Origin of the sequence: Burkholderia stabilis, assembly GCF_001742165.1 — a bacterium.
GTDB classification, from domain to species: domain Bacteria; phylum Pseudomonadota; class Gammaproteobacteria; order Burkholderiales; family Burkholderiaceae; genus Burkholderia; species Burkholderia stabilis.
Genome location: NZ_CP016442.1, coordinates 909,525 through 928,261, shown reverse-complemented (window position 1 = coordinate 928,261; position 18,737 = coordinate 909,525). Strand labels below are relative to the sequence as shown.

At 65.5% G+C, this 18,737-nt stretch carries 16 protein-coding genes and 3 tRNA genes; 9 read left to right on the top strand and 10 right to left on the bottom strand.

Features of this window, described 5'->3' with window-relative positions; translation table 11 throughout:
• Positions 1–18: 18 nt before the first annotated feature.
• The 4 genes from BBJ41_RS04395 to BBJ41_RS40210 all read right to left on the bottom strand — a co-directional run bounded on the left by BBJ41_RS04395 (position 19) and on the right by BBJ41_RS40210 (position 3,734).
• A complete protein-coding gene (locus BBJ41_RS04395; RefSeq protein WP_069745472.1) occupies positions 19–1,572 on the bottom strand; it encodes a sugar ABC transporter ATP-binding protein in 1,554 nt (517 codons plus the stop codon).
• Positions 1,559–2,806 (bottom strand): ROK family protein, encoded by a 1,248-nt coding sequence (locus tag BBJ41_RS04390; RefSeq protein ID WP_069747583.1) that lies wholly within the window; start codon positions 2,804–2,806, stop codon positions 1,559–1,561. Before BBJ41_RS04390 ends, BBJ41_RS04395 begins: the two co-directional genes overlap by 14 nt.
• Before the next feature lie 424 nt (positions 2,807–3,230).
• Positions 3,231–3,317 (bottom strand) — tRNA-Leu (locus BBJ41_RS04385).
• Between the two features lie 186 nt (positions 3,318–3,503).
• Positions 3,504–3,734, bottom strand: a complete 231-nt coding sequence (locus BBJ41_RS40210) for a hypothetical protein (protein WP_156814741.1) — start codon at positions 3,732–3,734, stop codon at positions 3,504–3,506.
• Here BBJ41_RS40210 and BBJ41_RS04380 point away from each other — a divergent pair.
• Positions 3,733–4,296 (top strand): flavodoxin family protein, encoded by a 564-nt coding sequence (locus tag BBJ41_RS04380; protein ID WP_069745471.1) that lies wholly within the window; start codon positions 3,733–3,735, stop codon positions 4,294–4,296. The genes BBJ41_RS40210 and BBJ41_RS04380 overlap by 2 nt on opposite strands.
• 308 nt (positions 4,297–4,604) lie before the next feature.
• On the opposite strand, the gene BBJ41_RS04375 is transcribed toward BBJ41_RS04380, so the two are convergent.
• Together BBJ41_RS04375 and BBJ41_RS04370 are read right to left on the bottom strand one after the other, a co-directional pair.
• Positions 4,605–4,691 (bottom strand) — tRNA-Leu (locus tag BBJ41_RS04375).
• A 110-nt stretch (positions 4,692–4,801) separates the two neighbouring features.
• A complete protein-coding gene (locus tag BBJ41_RS04370) occupies positions 4,802–5,791 on the bottom strand; it encodes an aliphatic sulfonate ABC transporter substrate-binding protein (protein WP_069745470.1) in 990 nt (329 codons plus the stop codon).
• 354 nt (positions 5,792–6,145) lie between these two features.
• Here BBJ41_RS04370 and BBJ41_RS04365 point away from each other — a divergent pair, with 354 nt between their 5' ends.
• Both BBJ41_RS04365 and BBJ41_RS04360 read left to right on the top strand, forming a co-directional pair.
• Entirely contained in the window at positions 6,146–7,708 is a 1,563-nt protein-coding gene (locus tag BBJ41_RS04365) for a DHA2 family efflux MFS transporter permease subunit (RefSeq protein ID WP_069745469.1), read from the top strand.
• 96 nt (positions 7,709–7,804) lie between these two features.
• Positions 7,805–8,242 carry a MarR family winged helix-turn-helix transcriptional regulator gene (locus tag BBJ41_RS04360; RefSeq protein WP_069745468.1) on the top strand — a complete coding sequence of 146 codons (438 nt, stop codon included), beginning with the start codon at positions 7,805–7,807 and terminating at the stop codon, positions 8,240–8,242.
• Between the two features lie 67 nt (positions 8,243–8,309).
• Here BBJ41_RS04360 and BBJ41_RS04355 read toward each other — a convergent pair.
• A tRNA-Leu gene (locus BBJ41_RS04355) sits at positions 8,310–8,396 on the bottom strand.
• Positions 8,397–8,645: 249 nt separating this feature from the next.
• Here BBJ41_RS04355 and rnr point away from each other — a divergent pair.
• The 6 genes from rnr (at position 8,646) to BBJ41_RS04325 (ending at position 15,867) form a co-directional block, all read left to right on the top strand.
• Positions 8,646–11,132: a ribonuclease R gene (gene rnr / locus BBJ41_RS04350; protein WP_069745467.1), complete on the top strand. Its 2,487-nt coding sequence runs from the start codon at positions 8,646–8,648 to the stop codon at positions 11,130–11,132.
• A gap of 149 nt (positions 11,133–11,281) precedes the next feature.
• Entirely contained in the window at positions 11,282–12,025 is a 744-nt protein-coding gene (gene rlmB, locus BBJ41_RS04345) for a 23S rRNA (guanosine(2251)-2'-O)-methyltransferase RlmB (protein WP_069745466.1), read from the top strand.
• A 99-nt stretch (positions 12,026–12,124) separates the two neighbouring features.
• Positions 12,125–12,997 (top strand): N-acetylmuramoyl-L-alanine amidase, encoded by an 873-nt coding sequence (locus BBJ41_RS04340; protein ID WP_069745465.1) that lies wholly within the window; start codon positions 12,125–12,127, stop codon positions 12,995–12,997.
• A gap of 90 nt (positions 12,998–13,087) precedes the next feature.
• Positions 13,088–13,783: a ribose-5-phosphate isomerase RpiA gene (gene rpiA, locus BBJ41_RS04335; RefSeq protein WP_069745464.1), complete on the top strand. Its 696-nt coding sequence runs from the start codon at positions 13,088–13,090 to the stop codon at positions 13,781–13,783.
• A gap of 279 nt (positions 13,784–14,062) precedes the next feature.
• On the top strand, positions 14,063–14,779 hold the full coding sequence (locus tag BBJ41_RS04330) for a FadR/GntR family transcriptional regulator (protein WP_069745463.1): 717 nt from the start codon (positions 14,063–14,065) through the stop codon (positions 14,777–14,779).
• Between the two features lie 101 nt (positions 14,780–14,880).
• A complete protein-coding gene (locus BBJ41_RS04325) occupies positions 14,881–15,867 on the top strand; it encodes a Gfo/Idh/MocA family protein (protein ID WP_069745462.1) in 987 nt (328 codons plus the stop codon).
• A gap of 49 nt (positions 15,868–15,916) precedes the next feature.
• Here the strand turns inward: BBJ41_RS04325 and BBJ41_RS04320 are convergent, their stop codons facing one another.
• The 3 genes from BBJ41_RS04320 to BBJ41_RS04310 form a co-directional block, all read right to left on the bottom strand.
• The gene (locus BBJ41_RS04320) at positions 15,917–16,609 is read right to left on the bottom strand and encodes an amino acid ABC transporter permease (RefSeq protein ID WP_006484207.1); all 693 of its coding nucleotides are present in this window, start codon (positions 16,607–16,609) and stop codon (positions 15,917–15,919) included.
• Between the two features lie 122 nt (positions 16,610–16,731).
• Positions 16,732–17,526, bottom strand: a complete 795-nt coding sequence (locus BBJ41_RS04315) for a cystine ABC transporter substrate-binding protein (RefSeq protein WP_069745461.1) — start codon at positions 17,524–17,526, stop codon at positions 16,732–16,734.
• 102 nt (positions 17,527–17,628) lie between these two features.
• Positions 17,629–18,666 (bottom strand): quinone-dependent dihydroorotate dehydrogenase, encoded by a 1,038-nt coding sequence (locus BBJ41_RS04310; RefSeq protein WP_069745460.1) that lies wholly within the window; start codon positions 18,664–18,666, stop codon positions 17,629–17,631.
• Positions 18,667–18,737 lie beyond the last annotated feature (71 nt).

The window sequence follows — 18,737 nt, the reverse complement described above, 5'->3', positions numbered from 1 at the left end:
GGAAATGAAAGAGCGCGCTCAGTGCGCATCGGTGAGCTCGGCCGGCGAGCCGGTGGCGAGCGCGATGATCGCTTCCTGCGTGATGGGCGTGTGCGTGTGGCCGCCGAGTTCGCCCGCGATCTCGCCTTCGCGCATCACGAGCACGCGATCCGCGACGCCGATGATTTCCGGCAGCTCGCTCGAGATCACGATCACGCCCACCCCGGCGCGGGCCAGTTCGTTGATGATCCGGTAGATCTCCGATTTCGCGCCGATGTCGACGCCGCGCGTCGGTTCGTCGAGGATCAGCACGCGCGGCTTCGTTTCGAGCAGGCGCGACAGCAGCACTTTCTGCTGGTTGCCGCCCGACAGCGCGCCGACGTTGACGTTCGCGTGGGGCACGCGGATCGACAACGACGAAATCGCGTCCCGCGCGCGTTCGGCGCCGCGCGCGAGATCGAGCGCGCCGAGCCGCGCATCGCGGTTGCAGACCGAGATGTTGATGTTGTCGCGCACGCTCATGTCGAGGAACAGGCCCTGTCGCTTGCGGTCCTCGGTCAGGTAGACGAGGCCCGCATCGATCGCGTCGCTTGGTGAATGTGCGCCGAACGTGCGGTCGCCCAGCTTCACGTCGCCGCGCGCGCGCGGCTCGGCGCCGAAGATCAGCCGCGCGAGTTCGGTGCGGCCCGCGCCGACGAGCCCCGCGATGCCGAGCACCTCGCCGGCGTGCAGGTCGAGGCTGCAGCCGCGCACGCGCGCGCCGTCGGCGATGTCGCGTACCGACAGCAGCAGGTGGCCGGGGTCGTACGGCGCGTGTTCCTTCTTGTAGAAGCCGGAGATGTCGCGCCCGACCATCATCGCGACGAGACGCTCGGCCGACAGCGATTCGCGTTCGAGCGTGCCGACGTACGCGCCGTCGCGCAGCACCGATACGCGGTCGGATAGTTCGTAGATCTCCGCCATCCGGTGGCTGATGTAGATGATCGCGAGACCTTCCTCGCGCAGCTGGCGGATCAGGCGGAACAGGTGCTCGGTTTCGCGCGACGACAGCGGCGTGGTGGGTTCGTCCATCACGAGGATGCGGGCGCGGGTGTGCACGGCGCGTGCGATTTCGACGAGCTGCTGTTCGGCGATCGACAGCGTGTCGACGAGCGTGTCGGGCCCGAACGACGCGCCCAGGCGCGCGAGCACATCCTGGCAGCCGCGCGCCATCGCCGCGCGGTCGATCGTGCCCCAGCGCCGGTTGCCGCGCCGCAGTTCGCGGCCGATGTAGATGTTTTCCGCGACGCTCAGGTTCGGCGACAGGCACAGCTCCTGGTAGATCACCGCGACGCCCGCATCGCGCGCGGCGAGCGGGCCGTCGATCTCGATGCGTTCGCCGTCGATCAGGATCTCGCCGCCGGCGTCGGCACGATACGCGCCCGACAGGATCTTCATCAGCGTCGATTTGCCGGCGCCGTTTTCGCCCATCAGCGAATGGATCTCGCCCGGATAGACGGTCAGGCTGACATTGTCGAGCGCACGCACGGCCGGGAACGTCTTGCTGATCCTGCGCATTTCGAGCAACGGGCGGGGCGCCTCAGAACGCGGCATGGTGGACCTCCTGCGAGTCGGTGCGGGCGCCCTTGAGGATGCCGGCCCGCGGGGAGAAGTTGAAGAACATCGGCAGCGTGGCGGCGCCGATCGCGCCGGCGTCGGCGCCGAACGTGCCGCGCACGAGCATCGGCGTGCCGCGCGCTTCGGGCGCGGTGGCCACGAGCGCCGCGCGCAGGCGTGTCGTGACTGCGTCGAGCAGGCCCGCGTCGGTGTCGGCGTCGAGCACGACCACCGGCGCATCGATCACGCACAGCACCGCGCGCAATGCCGGCGCGAGTGCATCGACGCAGTCGTCGATCCATTCGTCGACGGCCGGCAGGCCGCGGGCGATGCATGCTTCGAGATCGGCGCGGTTCTCGACCGCCTCGCCGTGATGGCGCAGATGGCGCACGAGCGCATGCAGCGACGCGCGCGCGAGCAGGATGTCCCACGGGCCGCGCGGCGGCGGCGCGGAGGCGAGCCGGCTCGGCGGCACCGGAATCACGGCGATGTCGCCCGCGTTGCCGGTCACGCCGCGCAGGCAGTCGCCGTCGACCGCGATGCCGCCGCCGATCGCCGGCCCGATGAACAGGTAGACGAAGTCGTCGCACTGCCGGCCGTAGCCGTAGAACAGCTCGGCGATCGCGGCCGCGTTGCCGTCGTTTTCGCCGAACACGGGCAGCGACAGCGTGCGACCGAGGTCGCTCGCGAAATCGACGTCTTCCCATGCGCGGAACGTGTCGGGCGCGAGGCCGAGTTCGCGCATCCATGCGCCGAGGTTGTATGGCTGCGCGACGCCGACGCCGGTCAGGCGGGCGCGTTCATGGTCCGGGAGCAGGGCCTGCATTGCGTCGATGTCGTGCCGCACGATCTCGAGCACGTCGGCGGGCGGCGGCAGCAGTGTGTCGTGCGAGCGGCGGCCGAGCACGTCGCCCGCGAAGTTGACGAGCGCCGTCTCGATGCGCATCCGGTCGAGATGGACGCCGATACCGAACGCGCCGCGCGGGTCGAGGCGGATCAGCGATGCCGGCTGGCCGCGCTGGCCTTCGGTACGACCCGCGAATTCGATCAGCTTGGCGTCGGCGAGCGACGTGATGATGCTGCCGACCGCCGTGCCCGTCATGTTCGCGAGGCGGGCGAGATCGGCTTTCGACGCGCTGCCTGCACGGCGCAGCGTCTTCAGCAGCAGCCGTTCGTTGTAACGGCGCACGTTGGCCGAATTGCTTCCCTGGCCGATGTGCGGGCTTCTCATGGCGTCTCCTTCCATGCTGCGCCGCGTGTCGGCGCATTAAATAAATCACGTTGATTTATTTAACCGCGGGAGCACCGGCATGTCAGCCTAGGGAAATCCCGGTTTTGCCGAAGAGGAAGGGTGGCGGTGCGTGTGTCGGGAAAACGGGGATGGGTTGTGAGGCCGTGCGGCAGAAGCTTCGAGGCGCGTCTGGAGGCGCGTGAGGTCACAGCGGAGGCGATTTGTCCGGCCGGGAGATGGCAAGGGGGGATTCGTCACACCGTGCGACGTGAGTGATGCGAGGCCGGAAATGAAAAAAGGCCGGCTGGAAGCGGACCTTTTCAAAAACAGAGGGTGCTCGGGAGAGGGCTCGGCCACGCAGGCGCTTTGCTTTTTGTGCCGGAAAAAGAAAAAGGCCGGCTAGAAGCCGACCTTTTCAAATAAGTGGTGCCCAGGAGAGGACTCGAACCTCCACGATGTTGCCACCGCTAGGACCTGAACCTAGTGCGTCTACCAATTCCGCCACCTGGGCACGTTTCGCATTGCTGCATCGCGAAAGACCGCAATTATAGCGTGCCTGAACGGCTTGTCAATAGCTTTTGTGCGCCATCGTGTGGGGAGGGGCGCGGGATTCACCGTATCCGAAGAATGGCGATGCCGGGGCGATCCCGAGGCGAAGGATTGCCGCCGGAGAGGAATGAGCGAATTTCCTGAACGCCTATTCAAGTCCATCGCCGAAGAAATTATTGTCGGGGTGTGTCGGAGGTGCCGCGCTGGCCGCGCGCGCCGCGATTGTCGGCTCGCTTGTCCGCATCATGTGCATCGCGCAGCCATCAACGGTAATGGAGCGCGCGGCACGGGCAAGCAGAGGCGCTTGCATTGCAATTATTTCTGTTACTATCGCGGTAACGTTTTTTTGCGGAATAGTCCGCGACAAGGAGCTTTTCATGTCTGAAATCGCAGTGGTGTTTCATAGTGGCTACGGCCATGCGGCCGTCATCGCAGATGCGGTCGCGCGTGGTGTCGAGAAAGTCGACGGCGTGTCGGTCAAGCTGATCCCTGTCGATGCGATCGACGAGCATTGGGAGTATCTGGAGCGCGATGCCAAGGCGATCGTCTTTGGTTCGCCGACCTACATGGGCAGCGCGTCCGCCCAGTTCAAGGGCTTCATGGACGCATCGTCGAAGTACTGGGGCAAGTGGCGAGACAAGCTGGCGGCAGGCTTCACGGTATCGGCTTCGCAAAGCGGCGACAAACTCGCGACGCTGCAGCAACTGGCTGTCTTCGCGGCCCAGCATCAGATGCTGTGGGTCAGCCTCGGCCTGATGCCCGGCAACAACAACAGCAAGGGCTCGGTCAACGATCTGAATCGGCTTGGATCGTTCCTCGGCGCGATGGCGCAGGCGAACGCGGACGAGGGTGGCGATGCGATTCTCGAAAGCGATCGAAAGACGGCCGAAGTGCTGGGCGAGCGCGTCGCGATTGCCGCGAAACGCTGGAACGGCGCTTGAGGTTGGCGGCCGGAGGCCATGTCTGGATGGTCGTCCGGCCGAGTGGGGCTGATGCGGGATCGGAGTGTTTCGTGCGTGCCAGCTGTGCTCGTTGAGCGTCTCGAATTCGCGGCCCCGATCCCGCTTTGTATCCGGGGCCGTCAATGAAAAAGGCCGGCTAAAAGCCGGCCTTTTTCATTGAGTCGTCCCTGGGGAGGGCTCGGTCGCATAAGTGCGGCCTTTCGAGTTCCCCGCAATGCACGCAGGTGTTTCACTTCCCGGGCCGGAAAAAGAAAAAGGCCGGCTAGAAGCCGACCTTTTCAAATAAGTGGTGCCCAGGAGAGGACTCGAACCTCCACGATGTTGCCACCGCTAGGACCTGAACCTAGTGCGTCTACCAATTCCGCCACCTGGGCACGTTTCGCTTGCTGCGATGCGAAGACCGCTATTCTAGCGTGTTCGGAAGGGCTGTCAACATAATTTCATCGAAAGCGACGAAAAATATGGCCCCTCGCCAAACGGCCTCTTACGCGCCGACCGGATCTGCGCGTTTCGCCGTGAAATTCCAGCGCAGCGCCTGTTTCGTATCGACGCGGGCCGGCAGCAGTCCGGCTGCCAGGAACGTGTCGGCGATCTTCTGCTGTTCGCCGAAGTTTTGCGCGTCCACGGAGCGGACGAGGTAGCTGCGTCGCGCGTTCGCGCGTGCGATCGTTCCCGCGTCGAGCCCCCAGATTGGCGCGAGCGTGTTCGCGGCCTCCTGCGGGTGTTCGCGCAACCACGCGCCAGCCTGCGACAACTGGTCGAACAGGATTTGGATGACGTCAGGGCGCGCGGCGGCGAAACCGCTCGAGGCGAGGTAGTAGCGCTGGTACGAAGCGAGTCCGTTGCCGTCGGCCAGGATTCGCACGTCGGGATTCCGGTCGACCGACGCGACATAGGGATCCCACGTGATCCATGCGTCGACGCTGCCGCGCTCGAACGCCGCGCGGCCGTCCGCGGGCGTCAGGTAGTGGATCGCCGCGTCGGCCGGCGCGAGCTTTGCGCGTGCGAGCGCGGCCAGCAGCAGGTAATGGCTGCCGGCCGCTTTCGTGACCGCGATGCGCTTGCCCTTGAGATCGGCGAGCGTGCGCAACGCGCTGTCCTGCTTGACCACGATCGCTTGTGCCTTCGGCGAAGGCGCTTCCTGTGCGACGTACACGAAACGCGCATGCGCGGCCTGCGCGAAGACCGGGACCGTGTCGGCCACATCGGCGCTGAAATCGACAGCGCCGACGTTGAGCGCTTCGGTCAGCGGCAATCCGCTCGCGAACTCATGCCACGACACCCGCAGGCCGAGCGGCGCAAGCGTCTGCTCGAGCGTGCTGCGCGTCTTGAGCAGCGTGATGAGCGTCGACGATTTCTGGTAGCCGATGCGCAGCGCACCAGGCGCGTTCTCGGCGCGCGTCCGGACGCCCGCGACAGTGAGGCCTGCGGCCAGCATCGCGCGCGCGAACGCGCGGCGGTTCATCGACGTCATGAATCGTGCTCCTCGTTGGGGTCGTTGCATTGAAGCGAGCCGGCTAACGTACCAACGGGGCTGGCGGACGATAACCGATAAATTCTGCTATCGATCCGACTGGCGGGCATAAGGCGCGGGGGTACCCGTCTGCGGGCAGGCGATCGATCGGGGCGCGTCGCCTTCAGCTTGCATTTGATTGCATAGTCAAATATATTCTTTGCAGAAAACTCAGAGTCAGCGATTGGCGTTGACGCGGGCAAGACCCGCGGGCCGCGTTGATCGCTTTTTTCCATTATTTATCTGACTTGTCAGTTAATTTTTGCTCGACGCCGCGGCAGCGATCCGTGCGGCGCCTGACCAGAAGGGCATCCTATGAAACCGTCTGAAAGTTCGGGTGCGCCGGCGCCGCTGACCGGCGCAAGTTTCGCGCTGGGTACGCTCGCGGTGGCGCTTGCCACGTTCATGAACGTCCTCGATTCGTCGATCGCCAATGTCGCGATCCCGACCATTTCGGGCAATCTCGGCGTATCGATCGACGAGGGGACATGGGTCATCACGCTGTTCTCGGCGGCCAACGCGGTGTCGATCCCGCTGACCGGCTGGCTGACGCAGCGGGTCGGGCAGGTGAAGCTGTTCGTATGGGCCATCCTGCTGTTCGTGCTGTCGTCGGCCGCGTGCGGCCTCGCTCCGAACCTGACCGTGCTCCTCGCCGCGCGGATCGTCCAGGGCGCCGTGGCCGGGCCGCTCGTGCCGCTGTCCCAGGCGTTGCTGCTGGCTTCGTTCCCGAAGGAGAAGAGTTCGAGCGCGCTGTCGCTGTGGGGGATGACGGCGACCGTCGGGCCGATCGCCGGCCCCGCGCTCGGCGGTTGGATCACGGACAACTACAGCTGGTCGTGGATCTTCTACATCAACGTGCCTGTCGGATTGTTTGCCGCCGCAGTGATCTGGGCGCTCTATCGCAACCGCGAAACGCCGGTCCGCAAGCTGCCGATCGACAAGGTGGGGCTGATCGCGCTCGTCGTGTGGGTCGCCGCGCTGCAGGTGATGCTCGACAAGGGCAAGGATCTCGACTGGTTCAATTCATCGACGATCTGGATCCTGACGATCGTCGCGGTGGTCGGCTTCGTGTTCTTCCTGATCTGGGAGTTGACCGAAGCACGGCCGATCGTCGATCTCAGGTTGTTTGCACAGCGAAATTTCCTCGGCGGAACGGTGGCGATTTCGATTGCGTTCGCAGTATTTTTCGCCAACCTCGTGATCCTGCCGCAATGGATACAGGGCTCGCTCGGTTATCCGGTCGTCAATGCCGGCCTCGTGACCGCACCGCTCGGCATCTTTGCGGTGATGCTCGCGCCGGTGGTCGGCAAGGTGATGCCGAAATCGGACATGCGCGTGCTCGTCACCCTCGCGTTTCTCGGGTTTGCAGGCGTGTTCTTCATGCGCTCGCGCTATACGACGGGCGTCGATACGTGGTCGCTCGTGGTGCCCACGCTGCTGCAGGGCATCCCGACGGCGTTCTTCATGACGCCGCTCACGTCGATCATCCTGTCGGGGCTGCCGCCCGAGCGCATTCCGGCGGCCGCGGGCCTGTCCAATTTCGCACGCGTGTTCATGGGCGCGGTCGGCACGTCGCTCGCGAGCACCGGCTGGAACGACCGCACGATCCTGCATCACGCGCAACTGGCCGAGCAGGGCAGCGTGAACAACCCGATCTTCGCGAGTGCGGTCGCCAGCGTGCAAGGCGCGCTCGATGCCGGTACGCCGAAGGCGCTCACGTTTATCGAGGCGACGCTGAATGCGCAGGCGACGATGCTGGGGCTGAACGACATTTTCTGGCTGTCGGCGGTGATCTTCGTGCTGATCATCCCGCTGGTCTGGGTGACGCGGCCGGGCAAGGGCGTGGCAGCCGGCGCGGCGGCCGCCGGCGGACATTGAGTCGATGCGGGCCGGTGGTTGCGGGCTTGCGCGCCTTGAAAAATCCTGATGTCGCAATTATTGTGTGGGTCAACAATATGCGACGCGGGCAGCACGATGGAACACTACACGCCGAAGAATTTCCTGCACACCGAAAGCGTGGGTTTTGCGCTCGCGAAGGCGCGTAACCTGGTCGCTTCCGAGATGGATGCGGCGTTGAAGGATCTCGACATCACGACGCAGCAGATGGGTGTCTTGCTGTCGCTGCGGGTCGGCAGTGCGGCGACGCCTTTCGAGCTGTCGAAGTTGCTCGGCGTCGACACGGGGCTGATGACGCGCCTGCTCGACAAACTGGAGAGCAAGGGGCTCGTCGAGCGTTCGCGCAGCGTGAGCGATCGGCGGGTCGTGAATCTCGCGCTGACGGAAACGGGGCAGGCGGTTGCTGCGCAGATTCCGGAGATCGCGCCGAAGGTGCTCAATGCCCGCCTGCGGAAATTCACGAAGGGCGAATTCGACGAGTTGTGCCGGTTGCTGCGCAAGTTCATCGGCGAGTGATTGGTCGCGTTGTTTCCCGGGCCGGAAAAAGAAAAAGGCCGGCTAGAAGCCGACCTTTTCAAATAAGTGGTGCCCAGGAGAGGACTCGAACCTCCACGATGTTGCCACCGCTAGGACCTGAACCTAGTGCGTCTACCAATTCCGCCACCTGGGCACGTTTTGCAGTAGCTGCTTGCTGCAAAGAAGCGAAATTATAGCGCCCCAATTATTCGTGTCAACACTTTTTTGCGACGCATCGCAAACCGGCCGCTGCCGCGCCTGCCCGCGGCATTCGCGTCATTTGGCGACACAGGCGGGTGATAGAATGAGCCGCCGCCGTCAATATAGAACTGTCTGACGGACACCTCTATGTTGATGCCGTGCACCATCAGTCAACGCAACGAGAACAATCATCGACAAACCCTTGAGCAAATATCCGTACCCCATTCCGAGCCGTGAAGAAATTCTCGGCGTGCTGCGTACGAGCGACGCGCCGCTGGCTGCCAACGACATCGCCGAAGCGCTGTCGATCAAGCGTCAGGAGCGCGAGGGGTTCTTCCGGCGTGTCGCCGCGATGGAACGCGACGGCCAGATCCGCCTCGACAAGCGCGGCCACTACCAGTTGACCCATCCGTCGAACTTCGTCGCCGGGCGCGTGCAGGGGCATCGCGACGGCTACGGGTTCGTGATCCGCGACGACGGCCAGGACGACCTGTTTTTGCCGAACGGCGAAATGCAGAAGGTGATGCACAACGATCGCGTGCTCGCGCGGATCGTCGGCTACGACCGCCGCGGTCGTCCCGAAGGGCATGTCGTCGAAGTCACCGAGCGTGCGAACAAGCGCGTGATCGGCCGCCTGCTCAACGAGAACGGCGCGCTGATCGTCGCACCGGAAGACAAGCGCATCGGCCACGACATCCTGATCACGCAGAACGTGAAGAAGGCGAAGGTCGGGCAGGTCGTCGTCGTCGAGCTCACCGATTTCCCGAGCCGTCATTCGCAGCCGCTCGGCCGTGTCGTCGAAGTGCTCGGCGATATCGACGATCCGGGCATGGAAATCGAAATCGCGGTGCGCAAGTATGGCGTGCCGCATGAGTTCAGCCAGCCGGCGCTCGACGAAGCCGCCGCGCTGCCCGACAAGGTGCGGCCGGCCGACCTGCGCTTCCGCGTCGACCTGCGCGACGTGCCGCTCGTGACGATCGACGGCGAGGATGCACGCGACTTCGACGACGCCGTCTACTGCGAGCCGGTCAAGGTCGGTCGCGGCGACGGCTTCCGGCTGATCGTCGCGATCGCCGACGTGTCGCACTACGTACAGCCGGGCAGCGGCCTCGACACCGATGCGCTCGAACGCAGCACGTCGGTCTATTTCCCGCGCCGCGTGATCCCGATGCTGCCGGAGAAGCTGTCGAACGGCCTGTGTTCGCTGAATCCGCAGGTCGATCGCTGCGTGCTCGCGTGCGACATGATCATCACCGCGCGCGGCGAGATCAAGGCGTACCAGTTCTACCCGGCCGTGATCCATTCGGCTGCGCGCCTCACGTACACCGAAGTCGCGGCCGTGCTGTCGAACACGAAGGGGCCGGAGGCCGCGCGTCGCGCCGACCTGCTGCCGCACCTGCAGGATCTGTATGGCGTCTACAAGGCGTTGTTCGCCGCGCGGCAGAAGCGTGGCGCAATCGACTTCGACACGACCGAGACCTACATCGTCTGCAACTCGCAGGGCAAGATCGAGCAGATCGTGCCGCGTCAGCGCAACGACGCGCACAAGCTGATCGAGGAATGCATGCTGGCCGCGAACGTCTGCGCGGCCGATTTCCTGAAGCGCAACAAGCACCCGGGCCTGTACCGCGTGCACGCGGGCCCGACGCCGGAGAAGCTCGAGAACCTGCGCGCGTTCCTGCGCGGCATGGGCTTGTCGCTCGGTGGCGGCGACAAGCCGCATGCAAGCGATTACGCGGCGCTGATGGCGCAGATCCGCGACCGGCCCGATGCACAGATGCTGCAGCCGATGCTGCTGCGCTCGATGCAGCAGGCCGTCTACAGCCCGGACAACATCGGCCACTTCGGTCTCGCGTATGAGGCGTACGCGCACTTCACGAGCCCGATTCGCCGTTATCCCGACCTGCTGACGCACCGTGCGATCTACGCGATCCTGTCGGGCAAGAAGTACGTGCCGAAGGCGCCGGACGGCTTCGAGCTGAACACCGCGCTGTCGCCGCGCGCCCGCGCGATGCAGCAGGCCGACGACGAAGCGCGCAACCGCTCGCGCACGAACACCGCGATCTGGGAAGAGCTCGGCCTGCATTGTTCGGCGAACGAGCGGCGTGCGGACGAGGCATCGCGCGACGTCGAGGCATGGCTCAAGTGCTACTTCATGCGCGACAAGCTCGGCGAGGAGTACGGCGGGATGGTGAACGGCGTCACGTCGTTCGGCATCTTCGTGCAGCTCGACACGCTCTTCATCGAAGGGCTCGTGCACGTCACGGAACTCGGCTCGGACTACTTCCAGTACGACGAAGTCAAGAACGAGCTGCGCGGCGAACGGACCGGCATCCGCTATCGCCTGTCGGACCGCGTGCGCGTACAGGTGAGCCGCGTCGATCTCGACGCGCGCAAGATCGATTTCCGCCTCGTGCGCGATACGCCGGTGAAGGCGCCGCGTCCTGCGCCCGCGCCCGCGCCGGCTGCCGCAGGCGCCGATCGCAACGGCCCGCGCTTGCGCGCGCTGCCGCAGGCGGAGGAGGTTGCGCCGCGTCACAAGAAGGCCGCGAGCGCGCCGAGCGTCGCCGTGAAGGAGGCGCGCGCCGCACGGGCCGCCGCGAAGAAGAAGAGCGGTGGCGGCGGTGGTGGCGGTGGGGCGACGGCGAAGCCGACCGCGAAGAAGGTACGCGCCCGCAAGAAGTATTGAGCGTTCGGGGGCGGCGCAAGCGCACGCCCTGCAGTATCGAGAGACGCCGCGTCACCGGCCACCGGCCGGCAACGCGGCGCTTTCCTTTTCCATGGATCGCGGCTGCGCGCGTTGTGCGGCCGCACGTTTGATCGAAGGTTGTTCCAGTCATGTCACGTCTGAAGGTTCTTTACGGTTTTCATGCGGTGACCGCACGTTTGCGGCACGATGCATCGACGGTTGCGGAGGTGCTGTACGACCAGACGCGCCGCGACCGCCGCATGCAGGACTTCCTGCACACCGCGAAGGAAGCGGGCGTGCGGCTGATCGCGGCCGACGAAACGCGCCTGTGGGGTCTCGCGCATACCGAGCGCCACCAGGGGGTCGTCGCGCGCGTCGAGGACATGCCGCTCGCGCAGAACCTGTCCGAGCTGCTCGATGGCATCCACGGCCCGGCGCTGCTGCTCGTGCTCGACGGCGTCACCGATCCGCACAACCTTGGCGCTTGCCTGCGGGTGGCCGATTCGGCTGGCGCGCACGCGGTGATCGCGCCGCGTGACCGGGCGGTCGGCCTGAACGCCACGGCCGCCAAGGTCGCGAGCGGCGCGGCCGATACGGTGCCGTACATCACCGTGACGAACCTCGCCCGCGCGCTGCGCGAGCTGAAGGAAGCCGGCGTGTGGATCATCGGCACGTCGGACGAAGCGCCGGCCACGCTCTACGAGACGAAGCTCGACGGTCCCGTCGCGCTCGTGATGGGTGCGGAAGGCGAAGGCATGCGCCGGCTCACGCGCGACACCTGCGACGAAGTGATGAGCATCCCGATGGCCGGCAGCGTGGAAAGCCTGAACGTATCGGTCGCAAGCGGCGTCTGCCTGTACGAAGCCGTACGGCAGCGGCGCGTGAAGGGCTGACGCAGCCCGTCTCGCGCGGCATCCTGCGCAAGCTTGAATGACCCGAACGACGCGTGCCGCGATTCAGCGCGGCACGCGGTTCCCTGGAACTCGCGACCGATGATCCCGTTTCGCCTCGGCGCAGCGTGCGCCGCGCTATGCGTGCTGGCGGCCTGCACGTCGCCGTCACTCATCGAACGCGGCAGCTACTATGCCGACACGAGCCTGCACGCGCGCGGCGCCGATTCGCGGGTCCGCTTTCTCGTGATGCATTACACCGAGAGCGATGAAGCGAAATCGCTGCGCACGCTGACGGGCGATTCGGTCAGCGTGCATTACGTCGTGCCGCCGCAGCCGCGCATCGAGCGCGGGATGCCCGTCGTCTACCAGCTCGTTCCGGAGTCCGAACGCGCATGGCATGCGGGCGTCAGCGAGTGGCAGGGCACGACCGAGCTGAACGCGGCGTCGATCGGTATCGAGAACGTGAACCGCGGCCCGCTCGACCCGCGGAATCGCACCTGGCAGCCGTATACGCCCGGGCAGGTCGATGCGCTGATCCGTCTGTCGAAGGACATCGTCGCGCGCTACGGGATTCCGCCGACGCGTGTGGTCGGGCACAGCGATATCGCGCCGCAACGCAAGATCGATCCGGGGCCGCTGTTTCCGTGGCGTGCGCTGGCACGGGTCGGTGTCGGCGCGTGGCCGGACGATGCGACCGTTGCCACGCGGCTAGGCGGCCGCGATCCGCACGCGCCGGTCGACGTGCGCGAGTTGCAGCTCAAGCTCGCGCGCTACGGCTACGATGTGCCGACCGACGGTGTGCTCGACGCCCGCACGCGACGCGTGTTCGCGGCGTTCCAGATGCATTTCCGGCCGTCCGACTACGCGGGCAATCCGGACGCCGAAAGCGACGCGATCGCGCAGGCGTTGCTCGACAAGTACTTCCCCGGCGCACAGCCGGCAGACAGCGCGCCCGCGGCGGCCGCACCCTGAACGCACGGCGCACGCGCGCCGAAAAAAGCGGGCCGTCATCCGAGTCCGGTAAACTGGCGGTTTTCCGCAATCCCGCAGCATTCCCATTCCATGACTCAAGACGAACTCAAACGCCTCGTCGGCCAGGCCGCCGCCGACTACGTGATCCAGAACGTGCCGGAAGGCGCCGTGATCGGCGTCGGCACCGGCTCGACTGCCAACTGCTTCATCGACGCGCTCGCCGTCGTCAAGTCGCGCTATCGCGGCGCCGTGTCGAGCTCCGTCGCCACGACCGAACGACTGAAATCGCACGGCATCAAGGTGTTCGACCTGAACGAGGTCGACTCGCTGCAGGTGTACGTCGACGGCGCCGACGAGATCGACGCGAGCGGCGCGATGATCAAGGGCGGCGGTGGTGCGCTGACGCGCGAGAAGATCGTCTCGTCGGTGGCCGACACGTTCGTCTGCATCGCGGACGGCAGCAAGCGCGTGCCGGTGCTCGGCGCGTTCCCGCTGCCGATCGAGGTCGTGCCGATGGCGCGCACGGCGATCGGCCGGCGCGTGACCGCGCTCGGCGGCGTGCCCGTGCTGCGCGTGACGAAGGACGGCGCACCGTACATCACCGACAACGGCAACGAGATCCTCGACGTGAAAGGGCTGCAGATCGCCGATCCGCGCGGCTTCGAAGCGCAGGTCAACGCGTGGCCGGGCGTCGTGACGGTCGGCTTGTTCGCCGAGCGCGGTGCGAATCTGTGCTTGCTCGGCACGGAAAACGGCGTTGAAACGATCGTTTATTCGGCTAATTGAAAGAAATGAACAGCAGTCCGTAACGGTATGTTACTTATCGTAATGGATTGAATGTTTAAATCTTGTGGAAATCGGGGTCCGGCAGGCGCAGAGCGCTTCCCGGGCCTTTTTTTTAGCCGTATAAATCACCCCGTCAAAAAGAGGGATAACCCTGTCAGGTGTTTACCAGATAGCGAAATATCCCCGAACTCATCAACTTATAGATCATAAGAACAGTAGTAACCAGGGCCGGCGGAACTGCGGAGCAGGTGTTCGCAAATCGACGCACGGGGAGGTGTCATGGAGCAGGGCAAAGACCGGTCACTGGTCGCCAAAGTGATGGATGGGCTTGTCTCGGGTATCGTCGAAGACAAGTACGGCGGCATCCTGCCGCCACAGGACGTGCTGTCGAAAGAGTTCGATGTAAGTCGCACCGTGATGCGGGAAGCGTTGTCGATGTTGCTTGCGCGCGACATGCTCGACGTGCGGCCGAAGGTCGGCACGCGCGTGCGGCCGATGCGCGACTGGCGGATGATCGATGAAGACGTCGTGAGCTGGCGGTTCAGGGCAAAACCCGATCCGCAGTTCATGCGCGACGTCATCGAATTCCGCATGTTGATCGAACCGCGTGCAACCGCGCAGGCCGCGGTGCGCGCGACGGCGACCGACATTGCGGGCATTCGCGAGGCGTTCGATGCGTTCAAGGTGTTGCTACCCGGCGATCCCGGTTACGACACGGCGGACGAGTTGCTGCACACGCGGATCGTGCAGGCGAGTGGCAATCAGTTTTTCCAGCAGATGGCGGCGATCGTGCGCGGTGCAGTGCGTCTCGTGAATCCGCGTGTCGTACAGAAGGAGGGCGCACACGACATTGCGGTGAAGGCGCATGCGCGTGTCGTCGATGCAATCGAGCGGCGCGATCCGCGCGAGGCCGAAGCGGCTTCGCTCGCGCTGATCGATTTCAGTGCCGACGAGATCTCGCGAGACTTCTCGGTCGACGTGCCCGTGCGCGCCTGACGCTGTTCGCGTCGCTCATCCGTGTGCCGGCGAGCCGTTTATCATGACGGTCGGCCGGCGGCGTGCCGGCCATCGTCATATGACCGACACGGAAGATCTGGATGAACGACAACGACCAGCGCCCGGTGCGCTTCGGCATCGTCGGCGCGGGCAGCATTGCGCGCCGCTTCGCGCAAAGCCTCGCGCACGTGCCGGGCGCCACGCTAGCCGGCGCCTGGGCCCGCCGCACCGACGCAGCGGCAGCCTTTTGCGAGGCGTATGGCGGCACACCCGCCGCGAGCCTCGAAACACTCCTTGCGAGCGATATCGACGCCGTCTACATCGCGACGCTCCATGACAGTCACGCGCAGTACACGCTGGCCGCGCTTGCCGCCGGCAAGGCCGTGCTGTGCGAAAAACCCGCGACGCTCAACGCGGCGCAACTCGACACCGTGCTGCGCGCGGCACGTGATGCCGGGCGGCTTTTCATGGAAGCGATGAAGCCGCCGTTCTTTCCGCTGTACCGTCAACTGCGTGCCCACCTGCATGACGATCCGATCGGCGAGATCCGGCTCGTGCGCGCGGGGTGCGCATCGTCGTCCGTACCCGACGACCATCCCGTCTATCGGCTGGATCGCGCGGGCGGCGCGCTGCTCGACATCGGGATCTACGAGGCGTTTCTCGCGGTCGACTGGCTCGGCGCGGCGCTCGACGTCCAGACGCTCGGCCGAGTCGGCGCGACGGGTGTCGACATGTTTGCGAGCCTGAACAGCCTGCATGCGAACGGCGGGATCGCGCAGCTCTTTTGCGGGCTCGACGTGATGGGGCGCGGCGACGCGCTGATCGCCGCGGCCGGCGGGCACGTGACGATTCACGAGAAGTGGTGGAACCCCGCGCGCGCGACGATCCGCTATGCGGACGGGCGCACGATCGAACTCGACGCGCCGGCCGACGGCGGCGGGCTGAACTACGAGACCGCGCATTTTTGCGACCTGCTGCGCGCGGGCAAAACCGAAAGCCCGATCATGACGCACGACCACTCGCGGCAGATGATCGCGATGACCGATGCGGCGCGCGCCGCGCTCGGCGTGCGCTATTCGGGCGAATAGGCAAAAAGGCGGGGGCGCCGGGCACGCGTGCCCGGCGGACGGCCTGCGCTCAGTGCCGCGACGGCAGCGACAGGCGCTTTTCGTACCAGCGCTGCACCCATTCGAGGATCTGGCACAGGATCCAGTACACGGCCGCGGCGGCGAGGTAGAGCGGCAGCGGCTGGTAGGTCGCTGCGATCACTTCCTGCGCGCTGCGCAGCAGTTCGGTCACGGTGATCACCGACACGAGCGACGTGTCCTTGATCAGGCTGATCAGGCTGTTCGACAGGCTCGGCACGGCGATGCGCAGCGCCTGCGGGCCGATCACGTAGCGCAGTGTTTGCCCCCACGACAGCCCGAGGCTGTAGGCGGCGAGCCATTGGCCGCGCGCGATCCCGTTGATCGCGCCGCGCATGCTTTCGGACATGTAAGCCGCGACGTTCGCGGACAGCGCGATGACGCCGGCGGGCGTCGGGTCGAGCGAGATGCCGAGGCTCGGCAGCCCGTAGTAGATGACGAAGATCTGCACGAGCAGCGGCGTGCCGCGCATCAGGCTCACGTACGCGCGTGCCAGCCACGCGAGCGCATTGACCCAGATGCGCTCGAAGCCGTCGAGCGCTTCGCTTTGCCGGATGCCCATCATCGCGAGCACGACGGCGCCGAGCAGGCCGAACACCATCGACAGCACGGCGAACTTGACGGTCAGTACGGCGCCCTGGGCGAGCACCGGCAGCGATTGGACGAGCAGGGACGTTGTCGACATGGAATACGAATCGAATGCTTGCGCGAAAGCGCAATCATAAACCGGACGAATAAAACAAAGGGCGGCATCGTTGAGGATGCCGCCCTTTCCGGCCCGCCGTCAGGCGGGAAATGCAGGCGTGCTTACTTGATCGGCTTCGTCACGTCGATGCCGAACCACTTGTCCGAGATCTTTGTGAACGTGCCGTCGGCTTCGAGTTGCGCCATCGCGTCGTCGATCGCCTTCTGGAACTGCGGATTGCCCTTCTTGAACGGGATGCCCGACGGATTCGCCGAACCGACGTTCGCGCCCGGGCGCAGCGGCAGTTGCGAGTTCTTCGTCAGGTACGCGAGCATCAGGCGATCGTTGAGCGCCGCGTCGAGACGGCCGGCCGCGAGATCGCGCAGGTACTCGGGCGCGCCCGGGTACGTCTTCACGTCGATGCCGGGCACCGACTTCGCCATGTCCATGTAGTTCGTGCCGAGCGCGACGCCGAGCTTCTTGCCCTTCAGGTCTTCAAGCGACTTGAACTGGCGCGTGTCGTCCTTGCGCTGGATCAGTTGTGCGGACGAGTACGTGTACGCCGGCGAGAAGTCGAGCGTTTCCTTGCGCTTGTCGGTGATGCCGACCTGGTTGGCGATCACGTCGAACTTGCCGGCCTGCAGGCCGGCGATGATGCCGCTCCATTCGGTCGTCACGAACTCGGCCTTCACGCCGAGCTTCGCGGCGACAGCCTTCGCGATGTCGACGTCGAAGCCGACGAGCTCGCCTTGCGGGTTCTTCGAGTTGAACGGCGGGAACGTGCCTTCGAGGCCGATCCGCAGCGTGCCGCGTTGCTTCACCTGGTCGAGGAGGTCGGCCGCGTGCGCGGTGGCGGCGGCGAACGACGTGCCGATCAGGCCGGCAACCAGCAGCTTCTTCAGCAGCGAAAATTTCATCGTGTGAGCTTCCTTGCCCCGTCGGGGGCTCCTGTTCTGATAGTGCGACCGATGATAGCAAAAATGCAATCGATCGATAAATATCGTTTGTTTATGCCTATATTACGCAGTGCGCTCGCGGGCGATCGCCTTCACGCATTCCGAGACGAGCGCGGGGCCGCGGTAGATGAAGCCCGTGTAGAGCTGCACCAGCGCTGCACCGGCCGCGAGCTTCGCGCGGGCGTCCTCGCCCGAGAAAATGCCGCCGACGCCGATGATCGGCACAGCGCTGCCGACTTCGGCGTGCAGCTTGCGGATCACTTCGTTCGACGCGTCGAACACCGGGCGTCCCGACAGGCCGCCGGCTTCGTCCGCATGCGGCAGGCCCTGGACGGCCGCGCGCGACAGCGTCGTGTTGGTGGCGATGACCGCTTCGATCTTGTGACGCAGCAGCGTGTCGCCGATTTCCTTGACCTGTTCGTCGTCGAGATCGGGCGCGATCTTCAGCGCGAGCGGCACGAGTTTGCCGTGCAGGTCGGCGAGACGCTGCTGCTTGTCCTTCAGCGCCGCGAGCAGCGCGTCGAGCTCGCCCGCGCCCTGCAGCTGGCGAAGGTTCTTCGTGTTTGGCGACGAGATGTTGATCGTCACGTAGCTCGCGAACGGGTACACGCGCTCGAGGCAGTAAAGGTAGTCTTCGGCGGCGCGCTCGATCGGCGTATCGGCGTTCTTGCCGATGTTCAGGCCGAGGATGCCGCGATAGCGGGCGGCCTGGACGTTCTTCACGAACTGGTCGACGCCGTGGTTGTTGAAGCCCATCCGGTTGATCAGCGCGTCGGCCTGCGGCAGGCGGAACATCCGCGGGCGCGGGTTGCCGGGCTGCGCGCGCGGCGTGACCGTGCCGACCTCGATGAAGCCGAAGCCGAGCGCGGCGAGCCCGTCGATGGCTGCACCGTCCTTGTCGAGGCCGGCCGCCAGGCCGACCGGGTTGCGGAACGTGAGCCCCATCACGGTGCGCGGCGCGTCGGGCACGCGGGCCGACAGCGCACAGGCGAGGCCCGTGCGGCCGGCCGCGCCGAGCGCGCGCAGCGTGAGATGGTGAGCGTCTTCCGCATCCATTTTGAACAGGGATGCGCGGGCCAGCGGATAGAGGGAACTGAACACGGGAATTGGGCGGACAGCCGGAATGAATGACAACCCGCTATTTTACCGGGAGTTCTGCGGCAGGGGCGCGC

Excerpts from the sequence above, each read along its gene's own strand:
- BBJ41_RS04395 (WP_069745472.1), bottom strand. The coding sequence starts at position 1,572 with ATGCCGCGTTCTGAGGCGCCCCGCCCGTTGCTCGAAATGCGCAGGATC.
- BBJ41_RS04390 (WP_069747583.1), bottom strand. The coding sequence starts at position 2,806 with ATGAGAAGCCCGCACATCGGCCAGGGAAGCAATTCGGCCAACGTGCGC.
- BBJ41_RS04380 (WP_069745471.1), top strand. The coding sequence starts at position 3,733 with ATGTCTGAAATCGCAGTGGTGTTTCATAGTGGCTACGGCCATGCGGCC.
- BBJ41_RS40210 (WP_156814741.1), bottom strand. The coding sequence starts at position 3,734 with ATGAAAAGCTCCTTGTCGCGGACTATTCCGCAAAAAAACGTTACCGCG.
- BBJ41_RS04370 (WP_069745470.1), bottom strand. The coding sequence starts at position 5,791 with ATGACGTCGATGAACCGCCGCGCGTTCGCGCGCGCGATGCTGGCCGCA.
- BBJ41_RS04365 (WP_069745469.1), top strand. The coding sequence starts at position 6,146 with ATGAAACCGTCTGAAAGTTCGGGTGCGCCGGCGCCGCTGACCGGCGCA.
- BBJ41_RS04360 (WP_069745468.1), top strand. The coding sequence starts at position 7,805 with ATGGAACACTACACGCCGAAGAATTTCCTGCACACCGAAAGCGTGGGT.
- rlmB (WP_069745466.1), top strand. The coding sequence starts at position 11,282 with ATGTCACGTCTGAAGGTTCTTTACGGTTTTCATGCGGTGACCGCACGT.
- BBJ41_RS04340 (WP_069745465.1), top strand. The coding sequence starts at position 12,125 with ATGATCCCGTTTCGCCTCGGCGCAGCGTGCGCCGCGCTATGCGTGCTG.
- rpiA (WP_069745464.1), top strand. The coding sequence starts at position 13,088 with ATGACTCAAGACGAACTCAAACGCCTCGTCGGCCAGGCCGCCGCCGAC.
- BBJ41_RS04330 (WP_069745463.1), top strand. The coding sequence starts at position 14,063 with ATGGAGCAGGGCAAAGACCGGTCACTGGTCGCCAAAGTGATGGATGGG.
- BBJ41_RS04325 (WP_069745462.1), top strand. The coding sequence starts at position 14,881 with ATGAACGACAACGACCAGCGCCCGGTGCGCTTCGGCATCGTCGGCGCG.
- BBJ41_RS04320 (WP_006484207.1), bottom strand. The coding sequence starts at position 16,609 with ATGTCGACAACGTCCCTGCTCGTCCAATCGCTGCCGGTGCTCGCCCAG.
- BBJ41_RS04315 (WP_069745461.1), bottom strand. The coding sequence starts at position 17,526 with ATGAAATTTTCGCTGCTGAAGAAGCTGCTGGTTGCCGGCCTGATCGGC.